Origin of the sequence: Citrobacter sp. Cpa228 (assembly GCF_030333085.1) — a bacterium.
Lineage (GTDB): Bacteria > Pseudomonadota > Gammaproteobacteria > Enterobacterales > Enterobacteriaceae > Citrobacter > Citrobacter pasteurii.
In genome coordinates this window covers 242,716-251,571 of record NZ_JAOWGQ010000044.1, presented here as the reverse complement: position 1 = coordinate 251,571, position 8,856 = coordinate 242,716, and the positions used below count along the sequence as shown (strand labels likewise).

The 8,856-nt window shown below is 52.9% G+C and carries 10 protein-coding genes; 3 read left to right on the top strand and 7 right to left on the bottom strand.

The features are described 5' to 3' along the window. The first annotated feature begins 122 nt into the window (after nt 1-122). On the top strand, nt 123-680 hold the full coding sequence (locus OGX91_RS12435) for a recombinase family protein (RefSeq protein WP_286503532.1): 558 nt from the start codon (nt 123-125) through the stop codon (nt 678-680). A gap of 41 nt (nt 681-721) precedes the next feature. Here the strand turns inward: OGX91_RS12435 and OGX91_RS12430 are convergent, their stop codons facing one another. Genes OGX91_RS12430 through OGX91_RS12405 form a run of 6 tightly spaced genes read right to left on the bottom strand, consistent with a single transcriptional unit; the run spans nt 722 to nt 6,429 of the window. Then, nucleotides 722-1,210, bottom strand: a complete 489-nt coding sequence (locus OGX91_RS12430; RefSeq protein WP_286503530.1) for a phage tail protein — start codon at nt 1,208-1,210, stop codon at nt 722-724. Nucleotides 1,211-1,226: 16 nt separating this feature from the next. After that, nucleotides 1,227-4,196, bottom strand: coding sequence for a phage tail tape measure protein (locus OGX91_RS12425; protein WP_286626412.1), 2,970 nt, complete (start codon nt 4,194-4,196; stop codon nt 1,227-1,229). Next, nucleotides 4,183-4,338 carry a GpE family phage tail protein gene (locus tag OGX91_RS12420; RefSeq protein WP_286626423.1) on the bottom strand — a complete coding sequence of 52 codons (156 nt, stop codon included), beginning with the start codon at nt 4,336-4,338 and terminating at the stop codon, nt 4,183-4,185. The genes OGX91_RS12425 and OGX91_RS12420 overlap by 14 nt, the downstream gene beginning before the upstream one ends. A gap of 5 nt (nt 4,339-4,343) precedes the next feature. Further along, nucleotides 4,344-4,679: a phage tail protein gene (locus tag OGX91_RS12415; RefSeq protein ID WP_286626410.1), complete on the bottom strand. Its 336-nt coding sequence runs from the start codon at nt 4,677-4,679 to the stop codon at nt 4,344-4,346. A gap of 49 nt (nt 4,680-4,728) precedes the next feature. Continuing rightward, nucleotides 4,729-5,241: a phage major tail tube protein gene (locus OGX91_RS12410; protein WP_003835886.1), complete on the bottom strand. Its 513-nt coding sequence runs from the start codon at nt 5,239-5,241 to the stop codon at nt 4,729-4,731. Beyond that, the gene (locus tag OGX91_RS12405; RefSeq protein WP_286626421.1) at nt 5,242-6,429 is read right to left on the bottom strand and encodes a phage tail sheath subtilisin-like domain-containing protein; all 1,188 of its coding nucleotides are present in this window, start codon (nt 6,427-6,429) and stop codon (nt 5,242-5,244) included. Nucleotides 6,430-6,581: 152 nt separating this feature from the next. Between OGX91_RS12405 and OGX91_RS12400 the strand changes: the two genes are divergently transcribed. Further along, complete coding sequence (locus OGX91_RS12400; RefSeq protein ID WP_124021217.1) at nt 6,582-7,712, top strand: phage late control D family protein; 1,131 nt, start codon at nt 6,582-6,584, stop codon at nt 7,710-7,712. 45 nt (nt 7,713-7,757) lie between these two features. Further along, on the top strand, nt 7,758-8,009 hold the full coding sequence (locus OGX91_RS12395) for an Ogr/Delta-like zinc finger protein (protein ID WP_199953281.1): 252 nt from the start codon (nt 7,758-7,760) through the stop codon (nt 8,007-8,009). Between the two features lie 64 nt (nt 8,010-8,073). Here OGX91_RS12395 and OGX91_RS12390 read toward each other — a convergent pair whose 3' ends face one another. Then, complete coding sequence (locus OGX91_RS12390; RefSeq protein ID WP_199953282.1) at nt 8,074-8,826, bottom strand: type VI secretion system-associated protein TagO; 753 nt, start codon at nt 8,824-8,826, stop codon at nt 8,074-8,076. Nucleotides 8,827-8,856 lie beyond the last annotated feature (30 nt).

Below are 8,856 nucleotides of genomic sequence, written 5' to 3'. Positions count from 1 at the left end.
AACGTTTTCCGGAACACACCGCCACTTCTGACTATGTTGGCCATTTTCTGCAGTACAGCCAGAAATGACGTTGCTCGATACAATGCGGGCCGCTAATGCGTTTACAGGTGGAGTTATTTTCTATGCTGATTGGATATGTACGGGTATCAACAAATGACCAGAACACCATGCTGCAAATAAATGCGCTGGAAAGCGCAGGATGTGAGCAAATTTTTGAAGATAAAATAAGCGGTACTAAAGCGGAAAGACCGGGATTAAAGAGGTTGCTAAAGACGCTTCAGGAAGGCGACACGCTGGTAGTCTGGAAGCTGGACAGACTGGGAAGGAGCATGCGCCATCTTGTCATTCTGATCGAGGAATTGCGCCAGCGTGGTGTTAATTTTCGTAGCCTGACAGACAGTATTGATACCTCTACCCCTATGGGGCGTTTTTTCTTTCACGTCATGGGCGCACTGGCCGAAATGGAAAGGGAATTGATTGTTGAACGGACGCGCGCCGGGTTAGCGGCAGCACGAGAACAGGGGCGCATTGGTGGTCGCCGACCAAAACTGACACCAGAAGAATGGGCACAGGTGGGGCGACTGCTCGCTGCTGGAGAGCCACGGCAGCGCGTGGCTATGATATTTGATGTAGGTATTTCTACTCTGTATAAGCGGTTTCCGGCGTCTGGAGGTCAATAAAATGCACCTCCAGATTTGACTATTCTCAATACTGCGCAGCGCTACACCAACCCGGTCAGCGTGCTGTTTATCGAACTATACGCCGTGTTGGCACCATCCTTCAGCCCGGTTAACAGATCACCGACAGAGGAAGACTGAAGCCGTTCGCGAAGGTCTTCATCACAACGCTGAAAACTGATTGAGAACTCTATTTTTTTCGCCTTACCGTAACGGTCAAGTTCCGATCGGGTGGTTTGCAAGCCGGTGATAACATACATCCCGTAAATCTGCCCCGTGCCATCAATCAAAGGCCAGGGGCGTCCGGTATAGGCCTGCGTGGTCAACACCGTCAGCGAGACCTCGCCGCCAGTAATTTCCGGGTAAAGCACGCCGGAAAGCGTGATCTGATCTTCACCGGCCCCAATGTACTGCCAGCTTGCCGAACGGTTGATTCGTTCGTTTTTGACGTGCCGCCAGGATTTATTTTGCTGTAGCTGCTGATGGGGTAGCGTCTTCAGCTCAAACACAAACATACCGTAAACCATCATCATAACGTCACCTGTTCACCTAATCTGTGTCCCGGAAACTACCGCGACCTGCGCGGGTCAGCCGGTCTAATTCTGCCTTAACCATTTCCCCCACAGTCTTCGCCAGTTCGCGGGGATTCTGCGTCACCACGTTGTGCAGATGTACGTGAATTTCACCGTTAAACCCACCTGCAGCACTGTCATTTCTGGCGCTGTCGCCTGGGCGTCTGACCGGGGGTAACATGGCCTGCACAACAGGTGCTGCTGACGCTGCAACAACCGGGGCAAGCGGCGGAGCGATAGCGGCAGAGGTTCGCGCAAGCTTTGACTCCTGCCATTCACCACGTACTGCCAGGGCACGGGGCAGATTTTTGAAGACAATATCACCGGGACCAATCCGTTTTTTCGTCTCCTGAAGCATGCCGCCCGTGTTATCGGATATTTTCTGTAGTCGCCGTTGAGTGCCATTATCACCGCCAAGCGGGGTGCTTCCGGCAGGTGGTGTGACCGTGCCTGTTTCTACTTTTTTGGGTGCTACTTTCGCAATATCACCCTGTAGAAGCGCGACCTTATCTTGTAGTAAGGCCGTGCGCTGTGCGTCCTCGATCTTCTTTCTGGCCTTTTCGGCCTCATCGGGTAAAACACCTAACTTTTCCAGTATCCAGGCAAGTGCATCGAGAAGGGCTTTGGCTGGAGTCAGTACCAGTTGCAGCGCACCGCCAAGCACGTTGCCAAAGATTTCCCCGGCGCTGGCGCATTTTTCAAGCGTCTCTTTGCTGGATTCCATCGGGGTAAGGAGTTCTTTAAACCAGCTCCACACCTGACTGATGCCATTGCTGATAGCGTCAAACAGCGGGCTGAACTGTGCAAACGACTCCCGGAGCGGGGCCAGCTTTTCCATGATCCCGCTGAACACTCCACCAAAAAATGTCTTGATAGGCTCCCAGTATTTCCATATAAGCAGGCCAGCCGCGACAAATGCAGCGCCGACCAGACCTATCGGACTCAGTAACAGCGACAGCGTGCCGCCAAGCACCGATACAGCACCGGTGATCATTCCCCACAAAACAGGGAGACCGGTAAGGCGAAGCGCCAGCATCGCGATACCGCGAACAAGAGAGCCCAGCGCGGCACCTGGTGAGGCAAATACCGCCAGCAACATCCCTCTCAGCGGGCCCAAAATACCCGTCAGTCTGCCAGCCCCTCTCGCCATTGAAGAGAATGCAGAGGGCCAGCCTTTGATACTTCCCATCGGCCCGCCCATAAGCGCGCGCAACTGAGCAAACATCGGGATGGCCCGACCGAGTCCTTTTGTTCCGGTCAGCAACGCAAAGCCAAGTCGCAATTTTGCTATTGGCCCCAGCAATACCCCAACAACCAGAGACAATCCACCGATGATGGCCGTAAAGGCCAGCGCACTGCCGCCGATAATCAGTAATGTCTGCGTTAACCGGGGATGTTCTTTTGCCCAGGTGGTCATTGCCCCGACAACATCACTGATCCCCTGAACCAGTCCACGAAGTGGCCCGTCAAGCAGCTCTTCAATCTGGATGCGAAATCCTTCCCAGGCGCTGTCGAGGTTCTTCAGATCGCCATCAAGGTTATCCGCCATCTTTTTCGCGACTGTGGCAGATTCACCCTGCGCTTTTTTCAGCTCAGCCAGTAGCTTTTGCAGCTCACCACTTCCCGCAGACTGCACCAGAGCCTGGAAGGATTTGGCAGCTTCCTCACCGGCAATGTCTTTGAAGAACGAAAGTCTGTCCACATCGCCGTACTTACTGACGGCCTTATAAACATCAGCAAGGACAACTTCAGCCGGTCGCATTTTCCCGGTTGCGTCTGCAACGCTGACCCCGAGTTCTTTGAGCGCATCTTTGGCTTTGCCCGTTGGCGCAGCCATGCGGGAAAATGTGGACTGTAGCCCCGTACCGGCGATACTGCCGCGCAAACCCACGTTTGCCATAACGCCGATCATCGCAGTGGTCTGCTCAACGCTGACACCCAACCCGGCCATCCCTGTTCCGGCGTATTTCATCGCCTCACCAATGTTTGCCAGGTCGGTGTTGGTGCGCGTAAACGCCGCCGTCAGCACGTCACTGACCCTGTCCATCTCTTTCGGATCCAGTTTGAACTGCGACAGAATGTTTGAGCCGATATCGGCACTTTCGCCCAGCTCCATCCCACCGGCCAGCGCCATGTTGAGAACGCCGGGTAACGCAGCCTGTATGGCCTGCGGCGTGAATCCGGCCATTGCGAGAAATGCCTGACCGCTGGCCGCATCACGGGAATTGAACTGCGTTTCAGCCCCCAGTTTTTTAGCCTGTTCACGGAGCGCGGCAAATTGTGGATCGGTTTTATCGAGACGCGTCAGCGCCCCAACGCGGGAAACTTCCCTGTCAAACCCTACAGCCGGAGCCAGAAAGCGACCGGCACCGTAACCGGCAACGGTAGCGGCACCCATGGCAACCGCACCGCCGCCGCGTAACTTACCTGCCGTCTGCTGAGTACGGTCATAGCGTGCACGCGCCTGCGTCACACGCGCCAGCATCTGCCGTTCGCGCTCCAGTGTCTGGTTGTACTGTTCGGTACGCCGTATGGCGCTCTGAATGGTTCGATCACTGCCGGAAAGCGTGACACCATGCCTGACCATCACAGCCGTCGCCTCGCGCAGCTTCTCTTTTTCACGGGTGCGTACTTCATTCAGGCGATTCAGCTTTGCTGTCAGCATTGCCATGTGTTCGCGCTGTTTGTCCGTCATCACATTCCCGGCCTGCTGTGCCTGGCGGAGGCCGTTCAGTTCCCGCTGGGTTGTCTGGATCTTTTCGGTGGTTTTGGTGAAGTTCTCGCGCAGGCGGGCAAACGCTTTTGACTGCGTCCCCAGCGATTTAATGTCAGTCTGCGTTTTTTTGAGGGAATCAGAGAGACCGCCCACACTCTGGCGGGCGGTCTCAACAGGTCGGGTAAGTTTATCGATCGCACTGAAGGCGATACGGATATCAAGTGTCTTCATCTTCACGGGCTCCGCTACGTCGCGCGGCCCGTTCACGCCAGGTGATAACCTCACCAGGATCCATCATGTAGATATCGGCGCGCGACCAGTTAAAAACAACAGCAATATCAGCGACCAGATCATCAATCTGGTCGAATTTCACCACCGTTACAGTGCTTCCGTCTCCGGCTCGCTCTGTGCTCCAGAGCCCGTAGGCACCAAAAAAGGCACGATCGCCTGAGAGAGCGCGATAAAATCAGCGGTGGCCATCGTTTTAATTTCGTTTTCTTTGAGACGTGGCGAAGTCACACGCGTAAACAACGTCACCAGTGTGTCTGTTTTCATGTTGAGCACATCCGAGAGAGACAGGCCACGCAAAGAACCGGACTGTTTAATTGCCTCGCTAATCTCCACATAGGTGATCGTCTCTTCGCTGCGTACAATCGGCTGGGCAAGCGTCACCCCACCTTCAGCAGTTACTGATGCAGTATCATTTTTTTTCATCGTTGAGTCTCCGGGCGGCACAACGGTGTGCCGCCATCAGGGTTAATTATCAGCCCATTCCCAGGGCGGACGTGATGCGGTCAGGGTAGATATTCTTGCCGTCTTTCTTGTAGATAAAGTTCAGCAGGTCAATCTCAATAATCGGCTTATCGTCAATGGAGAATTTGTAATACGTCGATTTGAACGTGTATTTCTCGACGGTGTTTTCCCCCTGCTTGCTGTCGCCGCCGTCAAGTTCGGTAAAGCGTCCGCGAAGCTCTACTTCAACAAGCTGGCTGTCACCATCGGTGTAGTATTCACCGGCGAAACGCAGGCGGGTGCCGTCGATATCCGCGCCATATTCAAGAAAAAGCGCTTTAATCACACCGCCAAATTCGATAGAAGAATCCAGCGCCCCGGCATCCAGCCCGAGATCCACACCAACGGATCCAATCATGCCGCCCCCCTGATAGTCTTCCAGCTTGCGGCTGAGTTTCGGGCGGGTAAACGAGGTGACTTTCCCGATCTGGTTATCGCCGTTAACAAAGCAGGTGAACAGGCGGAGTTTATGAGGAACAGCCATTTACGCACCTCCCAGAGAAGCGAATGCAGGTCCAAAGAATTCATCCGTGAAGGTCTGATGCAATGTCAGATCTTCCAGCGGCGGCACTGGTGTATATTTGTAGCGGATACGCACCCGCCCCTGACGAAGGTCAGTGGTGCTGTTGTCCACCACGTCATACCAGCATTCAGCACCGATAAGACGCCCTGACGTGACCAGTTTGTCCAGCTTCGCGCGGATACCGCTGATAACGTCTTTCACGTTCGCGGGGGTCAGCGGTTCGTCAATATCTTCAAACTGCGCTTCCGCGATACTGTCTGCCAGCACCTGCGCAGTGCGGGTGTAGACTTCAAAGATATAGTCTTTGGTATCCGGCGTGCGGTTGCCCCAGAAACGAAAGCCGTTACGCTTAATCAGCGTGGTGATTTCTTTGTTGTTCAGCGCGTTGGCGTCGCTGTCTTCAGCCTGAAGCGACCAGAACACCTGTTTTGAAATCCCAAGCACGTTTTTTACCGGGACGTTTGACAGCGACTTGTGCCAGCCCTGAGTGTGATCGATTTGGGCACGCAGGCCGCAGGCATACGCCGGAGCCGGGAACACTTCGTTTTTGCCGGACACCGGGTTATAGGCGATGAAGTCAGGCCAGATAAGCATCAGTTCGCGGTACGCGAAGGTAGCGCGGTAGGCGATAGCATCCGCCATCGTTTCACAGCCGTTGCACCCGGCATACACAAAGGCACGCAGCTTCTCTGCAATCACACACAGTGAGGACGTCACTTCCTCTGTGTCGAGATCGGGCGCTGACAAAATGCGCGGACGATATCCGATACGCTCATCCTGTTCCGCTACCAGAAAGGCATACATCCCGGTATAAGTGCCATCGGGTTCCGTGCCGCCGATTACCAGCTGCGACTGCGTTTTTTTACCTTCACCGGCTTCCGCTTCTGCGACACGCACGACGATGACTTTTGTGCTGACCTGGTCAGCAACTGCTTTCAGGCTCTTGTACAGCGTACCGGTCTTACCCGCCAGGCCCAGCACATCGTTGACCCGATGAAGAAGAACGGGTTTATTCAGGGGGAAGGTGTCAGCGTCAGCATCATCCGCCATAGCAACAATCCCGATAACACTGGAATCAATGTCATCAATGGCTGTCACCAGGTCGGTATTTTCTCTGACGCGGGCACCGTGGAAACGCTCTTCGCTCATGTTTTCCACCATTATGTTGTTTGAGTTCGCAGCCATAATCCCCCATGCACCAGGTCACTTCACGCATTAAGGATTCTGACCGTCAGCCCACAACAAAAAGGGGTTCTTGCTTCCCGCGCGCGCGTGAAATCATGCGGAACAACGGAGGCGCTATGACACTGACCGACACACTCAATCTGAAAATCAACAGCTGGCTGGACAACCTGGACGATGCGATAAAGATCCCCGATTACAGCATCACCGCAGGGGGCGAATTACTGTCTGACCTGAATGACCGGATCATGTCGGTATCGATGACCGATAACCGGGGGTTTGAGGCCGACCAGATAACCATCAGCGTGGATGATGCGGACGGCATGGTTAAACTGCCGCCACGCGGAACACAACTGGCTTTATCGATGGGCTGGAAGGGTGAGCCGCTGATATACAAGGGGCTTTATACCGTGGATGAGATATCCCACGAAGGCCCGCCCGATACGCTGCAAATTACCGCCAGCAGCGCCGACTTTAGGGAGGAATTTAACGTCAAGCGCGAAGCCTCATGGCATGACGTGACGGTAGAACGCGTCGTCTCTGCAATCGCCCATCGCTATAAGCTGAAGGCGCAAATCAGTGAAATGCTGATGAATATTGAAATTGACCACGCTGACCAGACCGAAGAAAGCGACATGTCATTTTTAACGAGGATGGCCGACATGCTGGGAGCCATTGCCACCGTCAAAAATGGCTATCTGTTATTTATCCAGCCGGGCGGCGGCATAACAGCAGACGGTAAGGCGTTGCCCTCTTTCGCGCTGACGCGAAGCGACGGAGATAGACACAGGTTCCGAATTGCTGACAGGCAAGCTTATACCGGCGTGCAGGCGTACTGGCTGGATCTGAATTTTGGCAAAAAGAAAAAGGTAAGCGTCAAACGCCGCAAGCCGTCAAAGGAAAAAAAAGAAAAGAGCAGCAGCCGCGAAGGTGACTATATGGAAGGGGCTGAGGGTAACGTGTATGTCCTGCGGAAAACTTACCAGAACGAAGAGGCAGCAAAGCGTGCCGCTGCGGCTAAGTGGCAGCAGCTTCAGCGGGGGGCGGCGGAATTCTCGATCACCCTGGCGCGTGGACGCGCTGACCTCTACCCGGAAATGCACGGCACCGTGTCAGGCTTCAAAGCGGAAATAGACAACCAGGACTGGATAATTGCAAAAGCGGAGCATGTGATTGACGACAGCGGTGGATTTACTACGCAGCTGGAGCTGGAGGCCAAAATACCCGAATGGATAGCCGAAACGGAATAAGCAGAATACAATGGCCGGGAGTTCAACTCCCGTGGGGGAGCCATTATGTTCAGATGTCCAATTTGCGGCGCGTCAGCCCGTATCCGTACCAGTTCACCAATGAATGACACCAACACCGTCCGGCGTAAGTTTTATCAGTGTAACAGCCTGGAATGTGGCGTTGGATTTTCCACTCTGGAAAGCGTGGAACGCCTGACCCGGCGACAGAAAGAAAATCCGCTACCTGATAGCTTCGTTCCATATGATGCCTTTCCGTCATCACACCGGGGACGAGACCAGCTAAACTTGACACTCTAAAACAAATAACCCGCCACATAGGCGGGTTATTTGTTTTAGAGTGCAAGTGTTGGAGTTCTTACGATTATCTCCAGCCACATGACTCTTGTAATGGTTTTAGAGCTTCAGAAAGCCCTTTAAGATTGAAGGTTGTACTTACAGGATTCTCATTGTAAGGGGTTATCTGGGCAAACAGCATCTGACCGGAACTGAGATTTTTTATAAAGTCGATTGTTTTTCCACGATAAAACACAGCTTTTGTATCCGTTGAAATTGACCATGACTTATTTACTGCTTTTTGTTTGTCTAACCGGTACAGCATCGTTGTTTCATCCAACCCCAAATACACATCCCAATCTATAAATAATTCTGTTTTTTTCTCCCGGCAAGCTATAAACAGTGTAGGTGTTGTTGTCTCACCAAATGGCGTTCTAAACGATTCATTGCCATTGAGTGAGATAATAACGTTTTTTGAATCATCAATCGGAGACGTTTTTATATCTGTCTGCCAGTTTCCAACATCCCTAACAGAATTATCATCTCGTTTTTTAACCTGTGCACCTGCAAATGTTGGAGAGAAAAACCTGTCATAACAATCCAGTCTTTTTCCATCTGACGATTCATCCTTGCATTGATCCCTACTCTCAAAGTTTTCCAGCGACTTTGTGCGCGTCGGAGTTACAGCTTCGTCATAACATGCCAATCGCTTTACGTCATCAGGTTGACTTCGACACTGATTCGCTGCCACAAAATCCGTACGTGTGCCGCCATCCGCGAACGCGACGGAAGACACAAGAGAGGTAATGCACGTTGCTGTGAGTAAAAGTCCTGTTTTCATATTTCTATCCTTTATTTTCATACGGTTATA

Coding starts and splice junctions, on each gene's coding strand:
- OGX91_RS12435 (WP_286503532.1), top strand. CDS start 123: ATGCTGATTGGATATGTACGGGTATCAACAAATGACCAGAACACCATG.
- OGX91_RS12430 (WP_286503530.1), bottom strand. CDS start 1,210: ATGATGATGGTTTACGGTATGTTTGTGTTTGAGCTGAAGACGCTACCC.
- OGX91_RS12425 (WP_286626412.1), bottom strand. CDS start 4,196: ATGAAGACACTTGATATCCGTATCGCCTTCAGTGCGATCGATAAACTT.
- OGX91_RS12415 (WP_286626410.1), bottom strand. CDS start 4,679: ATGAAAAAAAATGATACTGCATCAGTAACTGCTGAAGGTGGGGTGACG.
- OGX91_RS12410 (WP_003835886.1), bottom strand. CDS start 5,241: ATGGCTGTTCCTCATAAACTCCGCCTGTTCACCTGCTTTGTTAACGGC.
- OGX91_RS12405 (WP_286626421.1), bottom strand. CDS start 6,429: ATGAGCGAAGAGCGTTTCCACGGTGCCCGCGTCAGAGAAAATACCGAC.
- OGX91_RS12400 (WP_124021217.1), top strand. CDS start 6,582: ATGACACTGACCGACACACTCAATCTGAAAATCAACAGCTGGCTGGAC.
- OGX91_RS12395 (WP_199953281.1), top strand. CDS start 7,758: ATGTTCAGATGTCCAATTTGCGGCGCGTCAGCCCGTATCCGTACCAGT.
- OGX91_RS12390 (WP_199953282.1), bottom strand. CDS start 8,826: ATGAAAACAGGACTTTTACTCACAGCAACGTGCATTACCTCTCTTGTG.